Consider the following 23464-nt stretch of genomic DNA (forward strand, 5'->3'; position numbering starts at 1 on the left):
TTATCCCAAGCTCACTGCTTTCGTCCGGTTCTTCACGTGTTTGTGCAATCGATGGCTTATAACCCTTGAGCGGATGATCTGATAACGATAAATAATACATGCCGTAAGGAAATAGATCCCTGTTTGTAGCCAGAGCACCTGGTATTCATGTGTTACCTCCGACAGCGTAGCCCCGGCAGTATTTATCCGAACGAAACCCTGCACGGCCGGAGTAGACGGGAAGATATAACCGACAGCCTGCCAGAAGGGCGGGATCATTTCTTTCGGCCAGGAAACACCCGAAAGGAAAAGCAGAATGACCGACGTAAAGACAAATATCAGCATCGGCGATTCACGCGATACCATAAAGCCGGATAGCGTCATCGACAGGAATATGCAGGCTAACAGATAAGGTAACAGGAACAGAAGCACCGTCCAGGGATGTCCCACCTGAGGCAAGCCGAACAGGCGCGGAACAATGGCAAAGATCCACACGCAAACAATGCCGTAAAGCACTATATAGGTCAACGCCTTCCCAAGTACAATACGCAATGTCCCTTCATAATGCCTGTTCAAAGGCACCAGGCTACGGAAACGACTCTTCTCACGGGCTGTTCCTCCCAGCATACAAATACCGAGAATCAGGGTTTGTTGAATAACCAGTACCAGAATGGCAGGCACCAGGAAACTGGCGAAGCCGCTTTGGGTGTTGAACATCGTGATCGCTTCGTAAGGAATAGGATCGACAGTGATCCGTTGCAGTTCCTCAGTCGACTGGGGATGGTTGTGCGCCGTCCATTCTCTACCCAGATCGAGCGACACCTCTGTCGCCGAAAGCAAAAAGGCCTTATAGAAAAGCAGCGAACTCATATCGCTATAGAGAGACACCCGTGCTTGTCGGCCGGCATGCATCTCCTGGCTAAATTCAGGCGGGAAAGCAAGTATACCGTAGGCTTTCTTCTCATCCAACATACGCTTTGCCTCCTCCATATCCGCCATTACGCCGACCACTTCCACATCGGCTGTCGCATTGACACGGCGGATAAACTCGCGACTCAGGTAGGTATCACTCTGATCGACCACGACCAGTTTGGCCTCGCGCACGACTTCCGGATTATAAATCAACGCATAAAGAACAGGATAGGCCAGAGGAACCAGAAAGAAAAAGATCATGACTCCCGAATCACGGAAGACATGTTTCAGTTCTTCTATCCAGATATAAAAGGTATCCTGGATTCCCTGTTTGATCTTATCAATTAAGCGATGTTCTCGTTTCATTTCTTTTTTGTTTAGGGCACATACTTGAAATTAAGCAAGGCCTCTTTCAGATTTTTACTGATCAATACCGGCAGTATCAGAAATGCTGCCAGCCATACATAGTGTGACCAACTGAATATCAGATCGCGTCCGTTCAGTGCCTGGTCAATATAAATAAGGAAATAGTGGCGAAGTGGGAAGAGCTTGGCCAATGCCTGTACCGAAGGATACATGGCTTGCACCGGGAATGAAAAGCCGACAACGGAAAATGCCAGCATACCAAACAGACTGGCAAAGCTTAATCCCAGACGCAAAGTGGGCAACACGCCTATCATAAAGACACCGACAGCCTGAGATGCCAGAACCAATAGGAACATGGCTCCTACCATTGGTCCCCAGCCGCTATTCAACGGAAACGCATTAAAGCCATAAAGCACTGCTAACATAGCCATACCAACCACCGTAAAGACCACCGTTTGCGGCAGTAATTTACCCAAAAGGCTTGCGGAGAAGGAATTTCTTCCCGTACGAAGCCATTCGCGTGAGGTGGAAAACTTAATCTCCGTACCGATACTATAGACCGTAATCAGGAAGATCATCAACTGCAATATGCCCGGCAATAGGGAATTATTCAGGTAAACCGAATAGTTCAGCCAGGGATTTCCTATGGCATGCGTATCGACAACGATCGGTTGCAGCTGCCCCATGATCTGTTCGGTCGTCAGTCCCTTGGCCGTTCCCGTCTGCAGACCTACCGAAGCGCCGGCCAATACCGACATGGTCTTCATGTCTCTAAACAATAGGGATGCGGCGATAAGGTATGTGCCGTTGGTATAGAAAGAGAGTGTCGGCTGCTTGCCGGTAGTCGCCTCCACCGAAAAATCGGCCGGTATATGAAAGATACCATAGACATGCCCCTTTTGCATCTCCGTACGGGCTTCCGTAAACGAAGCGGTTGTCATCACCACCTCCGTCTGTTCAAAAGCATTCAACTGACGGATCAGGTTACGGGAGGTCGCCGAATTATCCAGATCGACCACGGCTATAGGCAAATCGGTTGGCAATCCCTCCTGCATCAACGAGAGAAGGAACACCACACTGATAGCCGGAGCCAATAGCATACAGAACAGATAAAGAGGCTTATTCAATAACCGCTTTACTTCCCGCCTGGCCACATCCCCGACAGCCTCTATCCATTGTTTGAACGTCATAATATCTCCGTGCCTTTTTTCTTCATAATAACCGACATACCCGGGCGCAATCCTTCCACGTTTTCCAATGGACGGGCACGCACCTCAAATGTCTTTGAATCGTACTGCCCGGTTGTTTTGGTTGCTTTCCAGGCGGCATACGAACCCAGATCCTTCATATAATAGACCTTTACCCGAACCGGTTTATCGTCTAACGCAGGGATAAACGCATTCATTTCCGAACCGATCTGTATATTTTTCAACAGTTCTTCGCGCACACTGAAGGTGACCCAAAGATCATTCAGATCGACAATATTCATAATCGGTGCTCCCGTACCGACCAGTTCGCCCACCTGCGGAAAGCGCTCGGCCACCTCGCCGTCGATCGGAGAAAGCAACGTGCTTTCGCCTATATAAGACTCCACTTCAGCAATAGCGCCTTCAGCCTGCCGCACCAAGGCTTCCGCAGCCGCTTTATCTTCCTGGCGGGCGCCCTCTTTAGCCATCTCGTATTGGGAACGAGCCGCTTTTTCGGTCGCAACCATCGCATGATAATTAGCGGCAGCCTCATCACGTTTCTGCGCCGACATCACCCCTTTATCGTATAGATTCTGCACACGTTCGTATGATTTCTTTGCAATATCCAAACCCGCAATCGCCTTTTGCCACAACTCGTAAGCACCGGTTATCTCTTGTACACGGGCACCTTTCACCGCTTTATTGCTCTGAGCCAGGGCTGCTGCGCGAGCCGCCTCGGCCTGAAGCAATTTAGCCTGTACCTCCGGGGTATTCAGAAATACCAGCGTATCGCCGGCACGCACCTGATCACCCTCTCCAACCCGATAGGCATCGATCCGTCCGGGCACCTTGCCGGATATACGCACCTGTGTGGCTTCCGCCTGTCCCATAATCACATCATCGGGAGGTGTCAACAGAAAAAAACCGGCTAATGCCACCAAAGCAACCACGACAAGTACGGCGATAAAGGCCAACATCATATTGCTCATTGAAAATTTCTTATTCTTGCTCATATGCTTTTTTAATTGATAATTACTAATTGATAATTGATATTATACTAACCACTGACCACTGACCACTAATCACTCTCCCAATTTCCCCATCATCTTAGCCAGATACACCTCTGTGAGTTTCACATCTATCTGTGCATCTATCAGGCCGGAGCGTGCCTGTACCCAGGCGGTTTGAGCCTCCATCAGATTGAGAGCAGGTATGACACCCTCTTCAAATCCGTCATTGGCATGACGCAGGTTTTCTTCTGCCATCTCCATATTACGGCTGGAAGCGATCAGCTTTTTCTGAGCTTCATTGGTCTGATAAACCGATTGGTTTACCTGCAACTCAATCTTCTCACGCGCCTCTTCGTATTGTAAGCGTTGTATATTGGTCTCTGCCCGAGCCGCATTCCGCTTATGGCTGCCTTCCCACCATCCACTTAAAGGGATCTGAAGAGTCACACCCACATGGAAGCCTCCTGCGAAATCGTTTTTGAATCCGTTGCGCACGTTAGGATTAGTCACCATATAATTGCCCACCAAGGCCATCTGCGGCAACATATCCGCCAGGACTATGTTTTCTTTCTTTTCGTATATCCGGGTAGCCAGGTCCAGGCTTTTCAACTCATTGCGATTCGCAAACGCCTCATTGACATCGATAAGGGCAGTCTTTTGTGTTACCGGATATTGCTCCAACAACTCATCGGCCAGTGCCAACGGTTCTTCGAGAGGCAGTCCGCATATCTGCGCCAGCAGCATACGGGAAAGAGCCAGTCCGTTATCCACCTTGGTCTGTGTCATCTCCGCCTCATTCAATTTCACCCGTACCGACAATCCATCCGATGGAGTGGCTACTCCCTCCGCTATCATCGCCTGCACATCGCTGTCCATCTTCTTCAACAGATCGACATAAGCATCTGACAGTTTCTTCTTATGAACCAGGGAAATCACCTGCCAATAGGTTTCATCCGTCTGATAAATGACCTCCTGCAGTTGCAGGTCGTTCATCGATTCTGCCAATTGACGGGCATACGAGGTGATCTGATTATAGGAGACAATCTTACCACCCATAAAAACCGGTTGCACCAAAGAGATACTTCCTACCCAGACGTCTTGAATATCCAAGCGAAAGATATCAGTTATAGTAGATGGTATAAGCGCTCCGATGGCACCCAGTTTGCCAAAATCAAACAGATTGATGTCGTGTTGATTCCACAAATAGGCTCCGGTAGCCGACACCTGCGGGAAATATTTGGTACGGGCGGCATTCCGTTCCTCGCCGGCCTGCTTTACTTTCTCGCCGGATATCCGCAGTTCTTTATTGTTTTCAATAGCTAATTGGCGACACTCCTCGAGGGTGAATACCTTTTGTGCCGAAACAGTTCCAATCAAACCTAAACATACCGCAACTAATACAATCCTTTTTTTCATTCTATTATATATTAACCATATCCTTTTATAGAAACAAAGAACAAAATGGGTTTGTTTAATTTTTCAGATAAGAGTCAAACCCTGGGACAAAGATACGGTTGGGCGGTATAACAGAATTAGTCTGTTACACGACAATAGTAGACGTTTTGAAGGTAGGATGAGGATTAATTATCCAATGTAAAAGATTTACGGCCTATATGGTTGCCGTCAGCAAATATATCGACATAGTAAGTTCCGGGAGAGAGGAATTCTTCAATATCCCAATACATAGTCACAGAAGCCTCCTCTCCGGCATATTCGATAATCCGCTTCATGGAGTAGTTGATGTGTTTGCCTTCGAACTCAAAAGTATCGCCACGGCTCTTCACCAATACATCGTCGTCGGGTTTCATGATGCGCACATAGATTGTCTTTTCACCGACAGAGGCCGTTATGTTTTTGGTAATAAGGAAAGAGACAACAAACTGTTCCATTTGCTTGATCTTCTTCACCGTCTTTCCTTTCCGGTTGACCGGATTGACCTGAATATTGGTTGCATCCAGTTTGCTGGCAAGCGTCACCCGTTCTGCCAACTGCTCTTTCTCTTTCTGCAGGTTGGCTGCCTGGGTGGTTGCCTGACGATAGCGGGTAGTTACTTTTTTGTTTTCTTCTTTCAGCTTCGTATTCTCCGTGTTCAATGAGTCGATCTGTGCTACATAGGTGCGCATGATGCTGCGAAGCGTTTCCAGTTGTTTCTTCAATTCATTGATGCGGCGGGTATCCGTAGCACGCACTGTGCGCAACTCTTCCTGCAACCGCTTTACCTTTTCCTGCTCCGTAGCAAGCTGGGCAACCAACGAATCGTTATTGAATTCAAACTTTATATTCTCGTAGGTCAGAGAGATCTCATTATATTCATCGGCCAACATCTCCTTGTCCAGTTCATAGCCCTCGACAAGCTCTTTCATTTGAGCCTGCTGACGGAAAATATAATAGGCAGCCCCTCCGACAATTATGATCAGAACAATGATAGCGACGATTAGTAGTGAAAGCTTATTGATCTCTTTTTTTTCTTTCTTTTCTGTACTCATAACGGAATTCATAAATACCATGCAAAAGTACAATTTAATCGATTGGCACGAAAGAATTGGCTCCTTTTATACATTTATTAACCAATAAACACCGTATATTCGTGGCAAGAATGACGTTTCCATTCTTTGTGTGTTTTACTCTTCAAAATTTATACAGTCATGAAAAAAATATTTATTCCCCTTTGCATCAGCCTTCTTTCTTTCAACACAAGAATAATTGCCCAGGAAACCCCTGACGTATATACCTATATTATCGGCGACTTTATGGTCAGCCTATTGTCGGAGTCGCAACGGGAAGCCAATACCGGCATTTTGGTTGGCGCGACCGACGAGATGATCGCAACCTGCGCGCCGCAAGGCACCTTCCCCAATGCGATGAATGCCTTCCTGGTTCAAACGCCGGAACATAACATCCTGTTTGACACCGGTATGGGACAGAAGCTTTTCACCAACCTGGAAAGCCTCGGCATAACGGCGGAAGAGGTGGATGCCGTATGCATCACCCATATGCATGGTGACCACATTGGTGGTATGCTGCAATATGAAAAGGTGATGTTTCCCAACGCGGACATCTACCTGCCCCAGCCGGAATACGATTATTGGATGAGTATAGAGTCCAAGCAAGCGCATCAGGTGATCGAGGCCTATAAAGACCGATTGAAGCTATTCGTTCCACAGGCATTAGACACACCGGCGGAAGAGTTGCTCCCGGGTGTTCAGGGTATAGCCGCCTACGGTCATACACCGGGACATACCCTTTTTCTGCTCGACTCCGAAGGCGAGCAACTGTTGATCTGGGCCGACCTGACCCATGCCATGGCGCTTCAAATGCCCTACCCGGAGGTTGCTGTCACCTATGATGTCAACCCGACAGACGCCATCACCTCCCGCCAGGCTGTTCTCCGCTACGTTACAGAAAAGAAAATTCCCATCGCCGGTATGCATATTGCCTATCCGGGAATGGGAAAAGTAGAAAAACGTTCCGGCGGTGGGTATCGCTTTATTCCTTTTAAATAATTAATGGGTCTTTAAAGACTTTAAGGTCTTTAAGGTCTTTAAGGTCCTTAAAGTCTTTAAGGTCTTTAAGGTCAATCGCTTTATGCCTTTTCGTGCATCGGAATAGAAAACCAGAAACAGGATCCTTTGCCCGGTTTGGAATCAACACCGATATGGCCATTCATCCCTTCCACCAGACTCCGGCAGATAGACAAGCCCAGGCCGGAGCCTTGCGCAAAATTATCCAACTTCACAAACCGGTCGAAGATCTTCTCCGTATTCTCCGGCGAGATGCCGACACCGGTATCTTCTACATAGAACTTGATATACTCGCCATCGACCAGCTGATACCCCAATTTGACATGCCCCTGTTCGGTAAACTTCAGGGAATTGGTGATAAAGTTCATTAATACCTGCTTCACCCGACTCGAGTCGGCATAGATCATACTGTCCGGCTCAGAGTCATCATACTGCAACTCTATACCCTTCGGTATTTCCCGGGTTCGGAAGGATTGCATCACCTCGTCGCATAAAGCGCGCACGGCATATTCTCTTTTAGCAAAATTGAAAGTGCCTGACTCTATCTTCGACAGATCGAGAATATCGGTTACCAGCTTCAATAACAATTCGTTGTTTTTCTGGATAATACGAATAAATTCTTTACGTTCTTCTTCATCGTCTGTTTCGGCCAATAGGTCGGAGAAACCGATGATCGAGTTCAGCGGCGTACGGATCTCATGGCTCATATTCGCCAGGAAGGCCGATTTCAGTTTGTCCAACGCCTCCGCTTTGTTCTTAGCCAGAATCATCTCTTTCAATTCCGTAATATCGTAGCTAACGCCGATCAGCTCGCGCGTCTCATTCAGCGAACTCTCTTTCACGATAAAGGTACAACGCAGCCACCTTACCTTCTCCTCGTCGCTGAGTACACGAATCTCCTTTTCATAGCTATTCGCTTCGCCCGCAACCACCTTTTCATAGAATGCCTGAATATCCTTGAAATCATCCGGATGCAAATGCTGATAGACATCCATCAGGTTGTCATTCAACGCCGAATGGGCAGACATACCCAGGTTGAGGAACCATTGGCTGATACCAAAGCCTGTCCGGCTGTTCAGATCCCATTTGAAATAGCCCACCTTTGCCAGGTTGGCAACCAGCGAGAAATATTCTTCAAACTCCTGGATCTTCAGGTAGGCATTGGTGGTCTCCGTATTGTTGATGATAAGACAGAGATAATATTGTATTTGCCCCTGATCGTCCATAACAGGCGCCATCTTCACCGTCAGGTCCTGCATCGGCATTTCGGTAAAATCAGCATCATAGACACTGCGCAACTGATTCAGGTCATATTTGATACCAAAGTCGACAATCTCTCCCCGCTTCACTTTCTTCTGCTCTTCCAGCGGAATCATCGGATGCATAAAGATATTAAAACCTTCGGTTGGTCCCGATTTATCCAAGCCAAGTATCTCAAGCGCTTTTTCATTGTTCTGGATCAGGTAGCCATCTTTGTCAAACAATTCAAACCCAATGGGCAGACTATCATACACCGAACGCAACAGTTTCTCGTTATCCTCGAGAGCCTTATGCGCTTTGTGTGTATCAGTCATATCAAGCACCAAAGAAATCACTTCATCTTTCTTCAAAGAGAACTTAATCACCCGACAATGTTTATTGATATCGGGCATCGGATAATCCAACTCAATATATTTATCAGTATTGGCCACTTCAATCAAATGCGGAAGATCAGCAAAAGCCCTCGACTGGGAACCTTTCAGCCCGATTATATCCTCCGCCTTGCGACCGGTAATGCGTTCGATCTCGTTATTCGCGTTGGTATAAACAAAATCAATCGGAGTACCCTTTTCGTCATATACCAGTTCGGTCGGCAGGAAGCCTACCGGCATATGTTGGAACAAACGTTGCAAATACTCTTTATCCTCCTGGATCCGCGCTTTCGATTTGGCAAGCTCAAAACTGATATTGATAATATGCATCAAAGAGGAGAACCAACGATAGTCCTCTTCCGCCCAGTTGCGCTGTTTATCCACTATATCGATACCGGCATAGCCCCAGATCGTATTATCCTGATTCACAAAAGGAACGACCATGAGCGATTTGATATTCTGCGCAGCCAGAAACTCTTTGTCGACTACATCCCATTCGGGCAGATCATCCAGCGTACTTAAGATAATGGGGTTCTGAGTCAGAATCTGCTGATTCCACCAGGTATCGGGATCAAAGAACACATTCTGTAGGTTTTGAATCTCTTCCAGTCCCGGGCGACTTACGGCTTCGTAGGTATTGCTCTGGTTCATATCTTTCCAGTTGAACTCGAAGATATAGGCCCGTTCCGCGCTATAGTAGGTAACCAGGGATTGCAGGATATGATTCACCATATCGTCCAGGTCTTCACTCTGTAGGAAAGTAAACAAAGACTTGGAGATACCATTCAACTGATGAATCAGGTTACTGACAGTCTCATTAGCAATACTCCCCTGCTCCTCCTGTCGTCTTTCCTGATGCAACAGACCAGCAACGACATTCCTTTCGGTATCTTTCTTAAAGCGGCTGTTCACCCAGACTATCTGATCGTTCACGTAGAGAGGGAAAGCCAGGTGAACTATTTGAAACTCAGAATCTGACGTAATCTTTTCAACAACACGTGCTCTGTAGTCTTCACGTATCATTTTATAAAACTCCTGCAAATCGATTTCATTCGATGGCAAAGACAACAAATCAACAATAGAATCCGAGCAGATAAATTGTTTTTCATTCAGTTTTATTTCCCACCAGCCAAGATCAAGCATATCGCTTATCGCTTGTATTTTTTGTGACGCCGGAAGGTTTTTCGTGTTTTCGTTCACACCGGATAAAGTCATATCGCTATAAATTAGTTCACATAAGTTGTTTTTCAAGGCACAAAGTTAACATTTCAACATTCTCTCCCTGTATTTTATCTAATAAAAAGACGTAAAAAAAACCTCGTTCTATTCATTTAGAATGAAAAAACACCCCGAAAATCCGATGCACAAAGAAAACAACTACCGATCAAGCCTGAATATGGAGAATATATATGCCGGGGCAGCAAGTCGGTGGGAATGGGAAAATGTTTTGGTGCAGATTGCACAGTGTTTAAATATTCGATTGAGAGAGGGATTGGAAGGAAATAGAAGATAGGAAATAGGATAGGTTGGCACAGATAGCACCGGGTTTATATTCCAATTGGAGAAAAGTTGAATATTGTGGGAAAGCACGCCGCAGGCGTGAGATTATACATAACCGTATGCAAGCGTAGCGCAGCTTACGGTAGTGAATCCTCTATATAAAAAGCCCCGCACGGGGCGGGATTATGGCAGATCTCGCACCTGCGGCGCTTGATTGACAGGGAGTCGCTATACCGTAAGCTGCGCTGCGCTTGCATACGGTTATGCATAATCTCGCGCTGGCAGCGCTCCTTGGGAATCAAATCTTCCAAAATTGGAAGATTCCTAATTTGGGAGGCTTTAAAGTCTTTGAGGGCTTTAAAGACCTCAAAGACCTCAAAGTCCTTAATGACCTTAATGACCCCAAAAACCTTAAAGTCATTTTTGACAATTTGTCAAAATCGCCCGAGTATTTTGCCAAAAACGTAGGGGTATTTAAAATTAGTCAGGCGAGTAACACTTTTTAACGTATCATATTGTAAAGCAAAATCGCTTTTTTGCTTACATTTTGCTATTTCATATTTCTTAAAAATCCAACCCTTAAAAGAGACACAAAAAGACATAAAAAAAGCCATTCCGCAACGGCAGAATGGCTTTTCTATTTTTTCAGAAAAAGGGATTAAATTCCTTTTTCGCGCAATTTAGCAAGCATATCTCTGGTCATACTGTCCAGATCGTACTCCGGTTTCCAGCCCCACTCTTCACGAGCACAGGTGTCATCCAATGAATTTGGCCACGAATCGGCAATCTTTTGACGCAAGGGGTCTACCTTATACTCCATCTTGAAATCCGGAACATACTGGCGGATACTGGCGGCAATAATCTCCGGATCGAAACTCATAGCCGTCACATTAAACGAATTGCGGTGTACGAATTTCGTCGGGTCTGCCTCCATGATTTCGATAGCCGCGCGCAAGCCGTCGGGCATATACATCATATCCATAAAGGTACCGGCGGCAATAGGACATTCGAAGGTTTCACCTCTGACAGCCGAATAATAGATATCCACAGCATAGTCGGTCGTGCCTCCGCCCGGAGGGGTCACATAAGAGATCAGTCCAGGGAAGCGTACCGAGCGGGTATCGACCCCAAAGCGTACATAATAGTAATCGCTCAACAATTCGCCGGAGACTTTCGTCACGCCATACATGGTGTGCGGGTTACGGATCGTATCCTGCGGCGTTTTGTCTTTCGGGGAATTTTCTCCGAACACACCGATAGAGCTGGGAGTAAACACGGCACAGTTCTTTTCGCGCGCTACTTCCAACACATTGAACAGACCGTCCATTCCGATTTTCCAGGCTAATTGAGGTTTGGTTTCAGCGACAGCAGAGAGCAAAGCTGCCAGGTTGTAGATCGTATCGATATTGTATTTCGATACTGTTTCGGCAATAAGCTGTGCGTTGGTGATGTCGACAATGGCAGAGGGACCTGACTCCTTCAATTCCCCTTTAGGCTCTGCTCCGGGAATATATCCTGCCACAATGTTTCCACTATAAAGATGGCGCAACTTCATTGTCAGTTCTGAGCCTATTTGACCCGTTGCACCAATCACTAATACATTCTTCATGCGTTTATGCGTTTAAAATTTAGTTTTAAGTTTTTCCCTCTACAAAGGTAGATAGAATTCTATTCTTTATCTCTTTTTTACCCTCTTTTTTCACCCGAATCTAAGAAAAAAACAGGATCTTTGTTTCTCAAATACATTCTAACTAAACACTAAATAAAAGACAGATTATGTACGGAAAAATGAAAGAATTTCTGACCACGGAACTGGACAATATTCAGTCGGCAGGTCTTTACAAGAAGGAACGTATTATCACTACCCCTCAACGCGCGGATATTGAAGTGAGCGGAGGCGGTCATGTATTGAACTTTTGTGCCAACAACTATTTAGGTTTATCCGACAACCAACGCCTTATTGACGCAGCCAAACGCACAATGGACTCCCATGGATTCGGTATGTCGTCGGTGCGTTTCATCTGCGGCACCCAGGATCTGCACAAAGAATTGGAAGCGGCCATTGCCGATTATTTCCAAACCGAAGACACCATTCTCTATGCGGCCTGCTTCGATGCAAACGGCGGTCTGTTCGAACCTCTGTTCGGCCCGGAGGATGCGATTATCTCTGACGCATTGAATCATGCTTCGATTATCGACGGCGTACGCTTATGTAAGGCAAAACGGTATCGCTACAACAACGCAGACATGGCCGACCTGGAGCGTTGCTTGCAGGAGGCGCAGGAACAACGTTTCCGCGTGATTGCCACCGACGGTGTCTTCTCGATGGATGGCAATGTGGCTCCGATGGATAAGATATGTGACCTGGCAGAAAAGTATGACGCATTGGTGATGGTCGACGAATCGCACTCTGCCGGTGTGGTCGGCAGAACCGGACACGGCGTGGCCGAACAGTATGATTGCTACGGACGCATCGATATCTTCACCGGCACCCTGGGCAAAGCCTTTGGTGGTGCTATGGGTGGCTTTACCACCGGCAAAAAGGAGATCATCGATATGTTGCGCCAACGCTCACGCCCCTATCTCTTCTCTAACTCGGTAGCTCCCGCCATTATCGGAGCCAGCCTGGAGATGTTCCGCATATTGAAAGAAAGCAATGCGTTGCATACCAAACTGATGGAGAATGTGAACTACTTCTGCGACAAGATGATCGCGGCTGGATTTGATATCAAACCGACGCAATCGGCTATTTGTGCCGTTATGCTCTACGATGCCAAACTCTCTCAGGACTTTGCCGCCCGCATGCAGGAAGAGGGTATCTATGTTACCGGATTCTATTACCCGGTGGTTCCGAAAGACCAGGCTCGCATCCGCGTACAGCTCTCCGCCGGCCACGAACGCGAGCATCTGGACAAAGCGATTGAAGCGTTTATTAAGACAGGAAAATCGTTAAATGTTATAAAGTAAACCAAATCAAAGAGAGCAATTCTCAGGAATATATTACTTTTGTAAGGGTAAGCCAATGGCTTACCCTTATTTTTGAATAAAACCCCATTATGGTATTAAGCAATTATCATAGCCATTGTACTTTTTGTGATGGCCGTAGTGTTCCCGAGGACTTTCTGAAAGAAGCCATCCGTCAGGGATTCAGAGCGTATGGTTTTTCCTCGCATGCGCCACTTCCTTTCGAGACCTTTTGGAATATGTCGGCCAAAGATATGCCGGCTTATCTGGCAGAAATCGATCGTTTGAAAAAGGAATACGGAGACCGGATAGAAGTATATACCGGGCTTGAGATTGATTTTCTGGACGACGCCTATAATCCTTCGATCGATTATTTTCGGCAATTGCCACTGGATTATCGCATCGGTTCCGTTCATTTCATTCCACAATCAGAGGTGCAAACGGAGGAGAATATGCTCTGTATCGATGGGCCGTATGAGGAGTTTGCAGCTGCTGTCGATCATTTTTACAACGGAGATATCCGCCGACTGACAGAGGAGTACTACCGATCTGTCTGTCGAATGGTGGAATTAGGGGGATTAGATATCGTAGGGCATGTGGATAAGATATACCAAAATGGTCATCGCTATCCCGGTTTCTCTTTGGAGGCTGATTGGTATAAAGATCTTTTTTACGCCTGTATAGAACTGATTGCTCAAAAAGGATTGATGGTTGAGCTCAACACCAAGAACTACCACCGTAAGCAACAACTGTTTCCACACAGCCAGTTCCTGGCTCTGCTGCGTGAGAAGAAGATACCTATGATGGTCAATTCCGACACGCACTTCCCTCACTTGGTGAATGATGGCCGCGAAGAGGCCCTGGCACTCCTGAAAGAGGCCGGGTTTACTCATACCCGCGAACTTATTCAGGGTAGATGGGAAGATAGGCCTCTCTGACAAGAGAGAGGCTTCCACCTATTTTTTCTTTATCTTTCGTTGATATTTCTTCGCCAATCCGCCTTCCGAGGTTTCTTTGTAAAGACTTGGAAGGTCATTTCCGGTTTGGCGCATCACTTCTACCACTTGGTCGAAGCTGACCCGGTGTTTCCCGTCCGAGAAGGTTGAGAAGGTATTGGCATCCAACGCGCGGGCAGCAGCAAAGGCATTTCGTTCGATACAGGGTATCTGCACCAAGCCACAAACCGGATCGCAGGTCAGTCCCAGGTGATGCTCCAAGCCCATCTCGGCAGCATATTCAATCTGTGCCGGCGTTCCCCCGAACAACTGGTTGGCCGCTCCGGCCGCCATGGCACAAGCCACGCCTACCTCACCCTGACATCCAACCTCAGCGCCCGATACAGAAGCATTCGTACGCACAACATTGCCAAACAAACCGGCCGTAGCCAAGGCACGTAAGATGCGCGAATCGCGGAAGTCCCTCGATTTCTTTAGATGAAACAAAACAGCCGGCAAGACACCGCACGAGCCGCAGGTAGGAGCCGTCACAATCTGACCACCGCAGGCATTTTCTTCGGAAACAGCCAAGGCATAAGCATACACTTTACCCCGACTTTTGATGCTACCACCATAGCCCTTGGCACGAATCAGGTAGTCCGATGCTTTTCGGCGTATGCCCAGACCACCGGGAAGCACGCCTTCGGCTTCGAGGCCGCGACGAACAGCATCCTGCATCACCTCCCAGGCTTCCATCAAGTAGTCCCAGATGGCTTCTCCTTCACACTGTTCCACATACTCCCAGTAAGAAAGGCCCTTTTTCTCACACCATTGCTGAATATCATGAATGGTATTCATCCCGTAGATTTCTTCCGTCTTCTGCTCATTAAACTCTTCGTTGGCCAGGGTGCCACCCCCAATGCTGTAGATGGTCCATTGTTCCTGCAGGTCGCCTTTCCCATTGAATGCTTTGAACAACATCCCGTTCGGATGAAAAGGAAGGAATATCTTCGGTTCCCATACGATTTCCGTAGGAGCCGCCGGCTTAAGCACATCCAATATAGCCTGGTCGGTCATATGCCCTTTGCCCGTAGCTGCCAGGCTACCATATAAAGTCACCTGGAAAGAGGCAGCATCGGTATGCCGGTCTAAGAATATCTGAGCGGCGCGACGCGGTCCCATTGTATGGCTGCTTGAAGGTCCGAAGCCTATACGAAAAATCTGTCTGATTGATTCCATAAATACCTTTGTTTCATTATTTGTGTTTAACGCTGCAAAGATACCATTTTTATGATTCAACGGCCTTTTTCTTTCTTCCGCTCCAGCGCAAATATAGTTTTAGCTTACAGCCGCATCTCCACCCCTACCCGAACGACAGCCTATATCATTCAGTAGAATACAACTATTTCGGAGACAAACGCCCGAATTATTCCGCATACAACAAACAGATTGTAAAGGAAAACCTTCGTTTCGCTATCAAAATGACAATTAACATTTAGAGATTTGCTACTCTTTTTAAACAATGGAAAGAATATTTTTTGTAAATTTGCAGGCGCAAAAAGGTTACTGAGTTCTACATTATCAAAAAAATAAATTTATGGTATCCATTGAAAATTTCAACTTTGCCGGTAAAAAGGCATTTGTGAGAGTTGATTTCAACGTTCCTTTGGACGAAAATTTCAACATTACTGACGACACACGTATCCGTGCCGCCCTTCCTACATTAAAGAAAATCTTAGCCGATGGCGGTAGCCCGATTATCGGTTCACACCTTGGACGTCCGAAAGGGCCGACCGATAAATTCTCCTTGCGTCATATCCTGGGGCATGTCTCGGAACTGCTGGGTGTTGAGGTGCAGTTTGCCAACGATTGCATCGGAGAAGAAGCGGCAGTGAAAGCGGCTGCCTTGCAACCGGGCGAAGCTCTTTTATTGGAGAACCTGCGTTTTTATGCCGAAGAGGAAGGCAAACCGAGAGGTTTGGCTGAAGACGCTACCGAAGAGGAAAAGAAAGCAGCGAAAAAAGCGGTTAAAGAGAGTCAGAAAGAATTCACAAAAACATTGGCTTCGTATGCTGACTGTTATGTAAACGACGCATTTGGCACGGCTCATCGCGCGCATGCTTCAACAGCTCTGATCGCCGACTATTTCGATGCAGACCATAAGATGTTTGGATTCCTGATGGAAAAAGAGGTGAAAGCGGTTGAGAAGGTAATGAAAAACATCGCCCGTCCGTTCACTGCCATCATGGGTGGTTCGAAAGTATCTTCTAAAATCGACATCATTGAAAACCTGTTGGGTAAGGTAGACAACCTGATCATTGCAGGAGGTATGACCTATACATTCACCAAAGCACTGGGTGGCAAAATCGGTAAATCATTGGTGGAAGACGACAAATTGGATCTGGCTCTTGAATTGATCGAAAAGGCCAAAGCCAAAGGTGTCAACCTCGTATTGGCAGTAGATGCCAAGATCGCCGATGATTTTAGCAACGATGCCAACACAAAATTCTGTCCGGTCAATCAAATTCCTGACGAATGGGAAGGTTTGGACATCGGTCCTGAAACAGAAAAGAAGTTTGCCGCTGTGATTGAAAGCTCAAAAACCATCCTTTGGAACGGTCCTACGGGTGTATTTGAATTCGACAACTTCACCAGCGGTTCACGCTCTGTAGGCGAAGCCATTGTGAAAGCAACAGCAAACGGAGCCTTCTCACTCGTGGGTGGTGGCGACTCAGTTGCCTGCGTAAACAAATTCGGCATGGCCGACAAAGTATCATACGTATCAACCGGTGGTGGTGCCCTCCTGGAAGCCATCGAAGGAAAAACCCTTCCCGGCATCGCAGCGATTGAAGCGTAAAACAATTGATAGTTAAATATAAAAAAGGCCCGGAGATATCTTCGGGCTTTTTGTTTGTTTAGGTTATTTATTGAAAAAGTTGGTTCGTTGTGCTTCTTGCGGTTGTTGGAAAACTTTTACTCTTGTTTTTTTGTTATTTTTGCATAAAATAGGATACGCCTTAGCATAGCTCAAGCAAGCTTGGCTTTGCTTTCGGCTTTCACTATTTTTGTACTCTTCCAATTCATTTATTGCAAAAAGATTGATATGATAACAACGTTGATTATTCTGGCGCTGGCGGCCGTTTTCTTTGTACATGGTAAGATTCGTTCTGATATAGTGGCGCTTTGTGCGCTGGTGGCACTGATTCTGTTTGGGATTCTGACGCCGGACGAGGCGCTTTCGGGTTTCTCTAATTCCATTGTGATTATGATGGTAGGGTTGTTTGTCGTCGGTGGGGCAATCTTCAAAACCGGGCTGGCGAAAATGGTGAGCAGTAAAATACTGCAACTGGCTGGCAAGAGCGAATTGAAATTGTTTATCCTGGTAATGCTGGTGACAGCTGCTATCGGTGGTTTTGTGAGTAATACCGGAACGGTGGCTCTGATGCTTCCGATTATTGTCAGTATGGCTGTGAGTGCGGAAATCAGCCCGAGCCGCTTTCTGATGCCAATGGCTTTTGCCAGTAGCATGGGAGGCATGATGACCTTGATCGGTACCCCGCCTAACCTGGTGATCAACGATGCCCTTATATCCGGAGGGTTCGAAGGGCTTAACTTCTTCTCATTTACGCCTGTAGGGGTGGTTTGTATTGCCGTCGGATTATTGGTATTGATTCCACTCAGCAAATGGTTCCTAACAAAGAAAGAGGAGAAAAACAGCGAAGGATCGACCGGACGAACCAGCAAGGAACTGGCACAAAAGTATCAGTTGGCAGATAATCTCTACCGGGTGTATGTCACGCCGGATTCCAGCATACTCAACAAGAAACTTATCGACCTGAACATCACGCAGAACTACAACATTTCTGTCCTTGAGGTGCGCCGTAAATCCTCCGCGCAGGGACGATTCCTGAAAACGGTCGACCAGAAACTGGCTGGGCCAGAAACCATGTTGCACGACGGAGATATACTCTATCTGTTCGGCGAATTCGCAGATGTGGAACGTTTTGCCCAAGAGAACAAACTGGAGATGACCGAAACCAATGTCTCGGAGTTTGCCGGCAACAAAGCACCCGAGAAGCTGAGCGTGCGTGAGATCGGGATTGCCGAGGCCTTATTAACTCCCGAATCCAAACTGATAGGCAGAGCTGTCAAAGAATCCGGTTTTCGCGATAAATACAAAGTAAACATCCTGGGTATCGAGCGGGGCGGTAAATACCTCCTCTCCAACATCAAAGACCGCAAGATGCATGCGGGTGATGTCCTGCTTATCCAAGGCAACTGGGATGATATTGCCGTTATGAGTAAGAAACAAACCAATTGGGTCGTACTGGGACAGCCTATCGAAGAGGCGGCCAAGGTGACGCTCGACTACAAAGCTCCTCTGGCAGCTCTTATCATGCTGGGCATGATTCTGGCGATGGTGTTTCAGGTGATTCCGACTGTTGCCGCTGTGCTTATTGCCGCCATCCTGATGGTATTGACCGGCTGTTTCCGCTCCGTGGAAGATGCCTACAAAACGATTAATTGGGAAAGTATCGTATTGATTGCCGCCATGCTGCCGATGTCCCTGGCATTGGAGAAGACCGGTACCTCCGCGCTTATCTCCGAAAAGCTGGTAGGTGGTTTGGGTGATTACGGACCGATTGTCCTCCTGGCAGGAATCTATTTCACCACCTCCTTGATGACCATGTTTATCAGCAATACCGCCACAGCCGTATTAGTTGCCCCCATTGCCCTGCAATCGGCTCTTGCCATTGGGGTAAGCCCCTATCCGTTCCTATTGGCGGTAGCCGTATCGGCCAGTATGTGTTTTGCCTCTCCCTTCTCGACGCCACCAAACGCCTTGGTGATGTCGGCCGGGAAATACACGTTTATGGATTATGTTAAAGTAGGGCTTCCGCTTCAGATAATCATGGGGATTGTCATGATCTTCGTGTTGCCGCTTCTGTTTCCTTTTTGAACCTTTTCGATAGGTAAAACGTTATTTATATATACTTAAAAATAACACGAAAAGATTATTATGTCCATCCAATTCAAACCGATCACTCTTGATGATAGAGAGGTGATCACATCCTATACTATGCCGGCAAATTACAGTAATTGCGACTTCTCATTCGCGAATATGTGCAGCTGGCGTTTCCTTTACGATAGCGAATTTGCCATTGTAGACCATTTTCTGGTCATACGATTCAAGATAGAAGATAAAACCCGCCCGGCTTATATGATGCCTATTGGCGATGGAGATCTGAAGCAGGTACTCCACAAAATGGAGACCGACTCACAGGAGCTGGGGCATCCGTTATTGCTCCTGGGCATCACTCCGTATGCCCGTCTGAAACTGGAAGAGGTGCTACCCGGAGAATTCCATTATATCCCCGAACGCGACTATTTTGATTATATCTATCTACGCGAAGATCTGGTGAACCTGACGGGTAAGAAATACCAGGCCAAACGCAATCATATCAACCGCTTCAAGAAGGAGTACCGCTATGAGTATATGCCGATCACGCCCGAACTGGTGCCCGAATGCCTGACGTTGGAAAAGAAATGGTATAAAGCCAATCGGACGGAAGAGGATGAAGAAGAGTTGAGCTACGAAAGGCGATCCATCACCTATGCGCTCAATCATTTCAATGAACTGGAGCTCACTGGCGGAGCCATCTGCCACAACCATCAGATCATTGCCTTCTCTTTCGGCAGGCCGATCAATCACAATACGTTCGGCGTGCATATTGAAAAGGCGGATACCCAGTATGAAGGTGTCTATGCGGTGATCAATCAGGAGTTTGCCTCTCATCTTCCGGAACAGTATATGTATATCAACCGGGAGGAAGACTTGGGCATCGAAGGACTGCGTAAAGCGAAACTCTCTTATCAGCCTATCATTCTTTTGGAGAAGAATGCTACCGTAAAGCGAACTCCCTTAAAAGAAACCCAACATGAACAACCGGAAAGAACAAATAAAGGAGTTGTGGCGGAGATGCTTTCATGACCCGGAAGACTTTATCACACTCTATTTCGACCGTGTATTCAAGGAGGAACAGGCCTATACGATCGAACGCGACGGGCGCGTTGTTTCTTTCCTTCAGGTCATTCCCTACACGCTAATCTGGCATGGTAGAGAGATCCGGATGGGCTATATCTCCGGCGCCTGCACCGATCCCCGCGAACGGGGCAAGGGATTAATGCGCGAACTATTGGAAAAAGCGTTCACCGGCATGCGCCGCGAGGGATACGACATCACCGGATTGATTCCGGCAGAGCCTTGGTTGTTTGATTATTATCGCGCTCATGGTTATACGGAAGTGTTCGACTACTCCTGGGAAACCTACCTCTTATCCGACGAAGAGACAGACACCGGCACGATCAAACCGGTTAGTTCCGAATCGGAAGATTGGGAGAAATGGTATCATTATTTCGACAGCCACCTGCGCCGTCGAACCTGCTCCGTTTTGCATACCCCGGAAGATTTCAAAACCAACCTGATGGAATTCGAACGAAGCGAAGACCTTGTGGCCGGTATGGAAGACCGGCAAGGCAACCCGACCGGCCTCCTCTTTGCTGTGGTCGACGAGAAAGAGGTGATAATCAAAGAGCTGATCTATAACAACACATCCGCCAAAAAGGCCTTACTACAACACACCTGCCGTTTTTTCCACCAAGAGAAGGCTTTATGGAAGGCAGCTCCCCTCCTACCCGATACGCATCGTTTGGGCATGGCTATGGTTCTTAACCGAAAGAAAATGATCGCTCAATGGCTCGAAGTCCATCCCGAACAACCATTCACCGCCGAAACATTAGAGCAGATGGACGACAACACCCTAACCACCCTCCTGATGGGATATGCCGAAAGAGAGGCCATCATGAGCCTGATGCTCGATTGAATGTGATTACCCCGGACTTTCGTTTGGATTAATGTCCCAACACCTTCTCCAGTTCCGGTCAGTTGGAACCGGCAGATTTCATCAAACACAAAATCGGATTATCATCCGGAGAGAAACCATTAAGAATCACCTGCAAATCGGCATGGGGAGAAAAAGGCTTTCCCATAAAAGAGGGATTTACGGAGGCAATGATAAGATCTTCTGTAGCTGAATGGAAAAAGACATATAGTCCGGAGCCAAAAAGTCTTACAAATTCTTCACGCGTATATAGATAGCTTTTGTCATTACTTTTATTGTATATCCCGTAATAAAGCTGTCTCATATCTCTGGAAAACATAGTACATATCAACTCTTGAGACTCGTAAATAGAGTAGGATGAAATAAAACCGGATTGAAATAAAGATAAAAAATAATCTTTGTTACCTTGGGATTCTTTTTTTAAGTAGTCGATCGTTGGATACGAAAAAGCGTCAAAGGAAATATCCATGTAAGGCTTTACTCCTCCATCAACAATTTCATAAACAGTAGGGATTTGATTGTGAAAGACAAAGCTTCTTTCGCCCACATGATAGATGTTTCGCCCGCCCAAAGTAAATGAATAATCGCTCTTAAAACCGACGTCGAAACAGGTTGTTTCCGGATTTAATAAAGAATCGCAGATCTGTAGACAATTCATACTCCTGTCGCCCTGGTCTATTGCTGCGGAAGAGTAGAGGGCTATTTTACCATTTTTCAGAATAGACATATCCTGAAAATAACCTGGAAGCTCCTTGGTGTATTTGTGTTTGTAATTGTCCAAGTCATAATACAATAATTGCTTTTTATTATTGTCGTTTATCACGATGCTCCGGGTTCGAAGGTCTATCACAAAGCTTTGAGGATGATTGTATTCGCCTGGGCCATTTCCTTTTGTTCCCACTTTTGTTAAGAAACGACCGTTCTGATCAAACACAAACAAAGCGGAGCTTTTATGAGAATCTAATACAAATATACGGTTCGCATGCATCTGCACATCTGCCATGTGACCAATCAGGCACTCTTCAGAGGTCTCAAGAGAAATAAACCGGTATTCCATCAAATCAGAAACCGAAGAATCTTTCGTAGCAGATATGGTTATTTGCCTCCGATTGTTTTCGCCGTTTTTTGTACCGGAAGAACAGGCACTAAGAAGAGCGAGCAATAGTAATATCTTTAATGGATGCTTTGTCATTTTTTTATGTTTTTAATCTTCTACTTTGTGCGCCTTTGTGTTACTTCGTGGTTAATAATACCACAACGAGTTTTTTACCACGAAGTATCTCTAAGGCGCACTAAGTTTCCAGCTTTAACATTATTCCCAAAAAATCATATAATAGTGTTATCATCCGATAGAATCACTTTAGTTTAAATAAGCAAATAATGGGATTTTCATCAGAAGCTCTATTTTCTATTAGTTCTTTTAACTTCTGGTTTCTTATATTCTCAACCGGCTGACTCATCGCTATGGATGCAATTATATAATCATCGGTCGCTCCTCTTGGAATCATCACCACTTCTAATCCGGATGACATTGCAAAATTTCTCAGGTCAAACAAAAAAGACTCCTTTTCTTTTTTATTATACAATCCAAAATAAGGAGGACCAATACCTTTTGTAAATTGACTAAATATCAGCTCACTGGATTCATATAACGCATAGGCAGATATGTAGTCGGTTTTACTTAATTTTTCTGAGTACTCCTTATCAACTTTGAGTGCATCGGTCGGTGGAAAGCTGAAAGAATCAAAAGAGATCTTATGCACACATCTACCACCTTTCGCATCAACTTCATGTACGTATGGAAAAAGATGGTGATACAAGTATGTTTTTTGATTTGATTTGTATATTCTGTTTTTAGAGATAGAAGAGCTATAATGACTTCTGAAATCCGCGTCATAAAATGAATTAATTATATCAAAAGAGGAGTCGGTGATAACAGCATATTTTCCTTCTCTCCCTCTTTCTGTTGTGTCATATCCTGCCATGTAAAGAAACACAAAACAGTCATTTTCCAGTAAATGGAAATCGGTATAAGAGAAAGGTATTTTTTTGGATGTAACAAACTCATAGTTGTCCAAATTGTAATAGAGAAGTCTCTGTTTATGTCTGTCATCAATTATAATACTCCTGTTTTTTGTGTCTATAATAAAATCAAAAGGGGACACGAACTCTTTTGGCCCTGATCCTTTTTCCCCTATTGTACTTAGAAACTTACCATTCATATCAAACACATAGATGTTATGTCCTATGTATGCATCTAAAATATAGATTTTATCTTCTACAATCTCTACTTTAGTTAGATGCCCCAACAGGGACTCATCACAAGTCTCCAATGGTATGAATTTGTATTCCAAATAATGCTCCAATAAAATATCTTTTTTTGAAAAAATAATTTCTTCCACCTCATTATTTGCATCATCTTTAGGTGAGCACGAAATAAGACAGAAAGAGAATATGATAAAAAAATCACTACTAACCGACTAAAATTTTGAGTAAAGGGGCTTCCTCCTTTCGGATTCGCCCCTAATGTCGTAGATTTGTTGTACCACCAATAAAT

Annotated in this window: 17 protein-coding genes; 7 read left to right on the forward strand and 10 right to left on the reverse strand. The window is 45.9% G+C overall.

Annotation, left to right across the window (positions count from 1 at the left end; translation table 11 throughout):
* The 5 genes from M2134_RS14975 to M2134_RS14995 form a co-directional block, all read right to left on the reverse strand.
* Positions 1-1257: an ABC transporter permease gene (locus M2134_RS14975; RefSeq protein WP_280752393.1), complete on the reverse strand. Its 1257-nt coding sequence runs from the start codon at positions 1255-1257 to the stop codon at positions 1-3.
* An 11-nt stretch (positions 1258-1268) separates the two neighbouring features.
* Entirely contained in the window at positions 1269-2447 is a 1179-nt protein-coding gene (locus M2134_RS14980; protein ID WP_280752394.1) for an ABC transporter permease, read from the reverse strand.
* Positions 2444-3457 carry an efflux RND transporter periplasmic adaptor subunit gene (locus M2134_RS14985; protein WP_280752395.1) on the reverse strand — a complete coding sequence of 338 codons (1014 nt, stop codon included), beginning with the start codon at positions 3455-3457 and terminating at the stop codon, positions 2444-2446. Before M2134_RS14985 ends, M2134_RS14980 begins: the two co-directional genes overlap by 4 nt.
* Positions 3458-3526: 69 nt before the next feature.
* Positions 3527-4870, reverse strand: a complete 1344-nt coding sequence (locus M2134_RS14990) for a TolC family protein (protein ID WP_280752396.1) — start codon at positions 4868-4870, stop codon at positions 3527-3529.
* A gap of 164 nt (positions 4871-5034) precedes the next feature.
* The gene (locus M2134_RS14995; RefSeq protein WP_280752397.1) at positions 5035-5940 is read right to left on the reverse strand and encodes a hypothetical protein; all 906 of its coding nucleotides are present in this window, start codon (positions 5938-5940) and stop codon (positions 5035-5037) included.
* A 159-nt stretch (positions 5941-6099) separates the two neighbouring features.
* On the opposite strand from M2134_RS14995, the gene M2134_RS15000 reads away from it, so the two are divergent.
* Entirely contained in the window at positions 6100-6957 is an 858-nt protein-coding gene (locus M2134_RS15000) for an MBL fold metallo-hydrolase (protein WP_280752398.1), read from the forward strand.
* 80 nt (positions 6958-7037) lie between these two features.
* Here the strand turns inward: M2134_RS15000 and M2134_RS15005 are convergent, their stop codons facing one another.
* Both M2134_RS15005 and M2134_RS15010 read right to left on the reverse strand, forming a co-directional pair.
* Entirely contained in the window at positions 7038-9821 is a 2784-nt protein-coding gene (locus M2134_RS15005) for an ATP-binding protein (RefSeq protein ID WP_280752399.1), read from the reverse strand.
* A 943-nt stretch (positions 9822-10764) separates the two neighbouring features.
* On the reverse strand, positions 10765-11715 hold the full coding sequence (locus M2134_RS15010; protein WP_280752400.1) for an NAD-dependent epimerase/dehydratase family protein: 951 nt from the start codon (positions 11713-11715) through the stop codon (positions 10765-10767).
* 167 nt (positions 11716-11882) lie between these two features.
* On the opposite strand from M2134_RS15010, the gene kbl reads away from it, so the two are divergent.
* Together kbl and M2134_RS15020 are read left to right on the forward strand one after the other, a co-directional pair.
* Entirely contained in the window at positions 11883-13073 is a 1191-nt protein-coding gene (kbl, locus tag M2134_RS15015) for a glycine C-acetyltransferase (protein WP_280752401.1), read from the forward strand.
* A gap of 89 nt (positions 13074-13162) precedes the next feature.
* Positions 13163-14008 carry a histidinol-phosphatase gene (locus M2134_RS15020; protein WP_280752402.1) on the forward strand — a complete coding sequence of 282 codons (846 nt, stop codon included), beginning with the start codon at positions 13163-13165 and terminating at the stop codon, positions 14006-14008.
* Positions 14009-14026: 18 nt separating this feature from the next.
* Here M2134_RS15020 and M2134_RS15025 read toward each other — a convergent pair whose 3' ends face one another.
* Entirely contained in the window at positions 14027-15244 is a 1218-nt protein-coding gene (locus M2134_RS15025) for an L-serine ammonia-lyase (RefSeq protein ID WP_280752403.1), read from the reverse strand.
* Between the two features lie 358 nt (positions 15245-15602).
* Here M2134_RS15025 and M2134_RS15030 point away from each other — a divergent pair, with 358 nt between their 5' ends.
* From M2134_RS15030 to M2134_RS15045, 4 genes are all read left to right on the forward strand, one after another.
* A complete protein-coding gene (locus M2134_RS15030; protein ID WP_280752404.1) occupies positions 15603-16862 on the forward strand; it encodes a phosphoglycerate kinase in 1260 nt (419 codons plus the stop codon).
* 246 nt (positions 16863-17108) lie between these two features.
* Complete coding sequence (locus tag M2134_RS15035; RefSeq protein WP_280752405.1) at positions 17109-18965, forward strand: SLC13 family permease; 1857 nt, start codon at positions 17109-17111, stop codon at positions 18963-18965.
* Positions 18966-19025: 60 nt separating this feature from the next.
* Positions 19026-19997 carry a phosphatidylglycerol lysyltransferase domain-containing protein gene (locus M2134_RS15040; RefSeq protein WP_280752406.1) on the forward strand — a complete coding sequence of 324 codons (972 nt, stop codon included), beginning with the start codon at positions 19026-19028 and terminating at the stop codon, positions 19995-19997.
* Complete coding sequence (locus M2134_RS15045) at positions 19945-20889, forward strand: GNAT family N-acetyltransferase (RefSeq protein WP_280752407.1); 945 nt, start codon at positions 19945-19947, stop codon at positions 20887-20889. Before M2134_RS15040 ends, M2134_RS15045 begins: the two co-directional genes overlap by 53 nt.
* Before the next feature lie 58 nt (positions 20890-20947).
* On the opposite strand, the gene M2134_RS15050 is transcribed toward M2134_RS15045, so the two are convergent.
* Together M2134_RS15050 and M2134_RS15055 are read right to left on the reverse strand one after the other, a co-directional pair.
* The gene (locus M2134_RS15050) at positions 20948-22099 is read right to left on the reverse strand and encodes a 6-bladed beta-propeller (RefSeq protein ID WP_280752408.1); all 1152 of its coding nucleotides are present in this window, start codon (positions 22097-22099) and stop codon (positions 20948-20950) included.
* A 163-nt stretch (positions 22100-22262) separates the two neighbouring features.
* On the reverse strand, positions 22263-23366 hold the full coding sequence (locus M2134_RS15055) for a 6-bladed beta-propeller (protein ID WP_348525050.1): 1104 nt from the start codon (positions 23364-23366) through the stop codon (positions 22263-22265).
* Between the last annotated feature and the right edge of the window lie 98 nt (positions 23367-23464).

The sequence above is a fragment of the Parabacteroides sp. PM6-13 genome (assembly GCF_029892605.1).
Classification (GTDB): Bacteria; Bacteroidota; Bacteroidia; order Bacteroidales; family Tannerellaceae; genus QVMG01.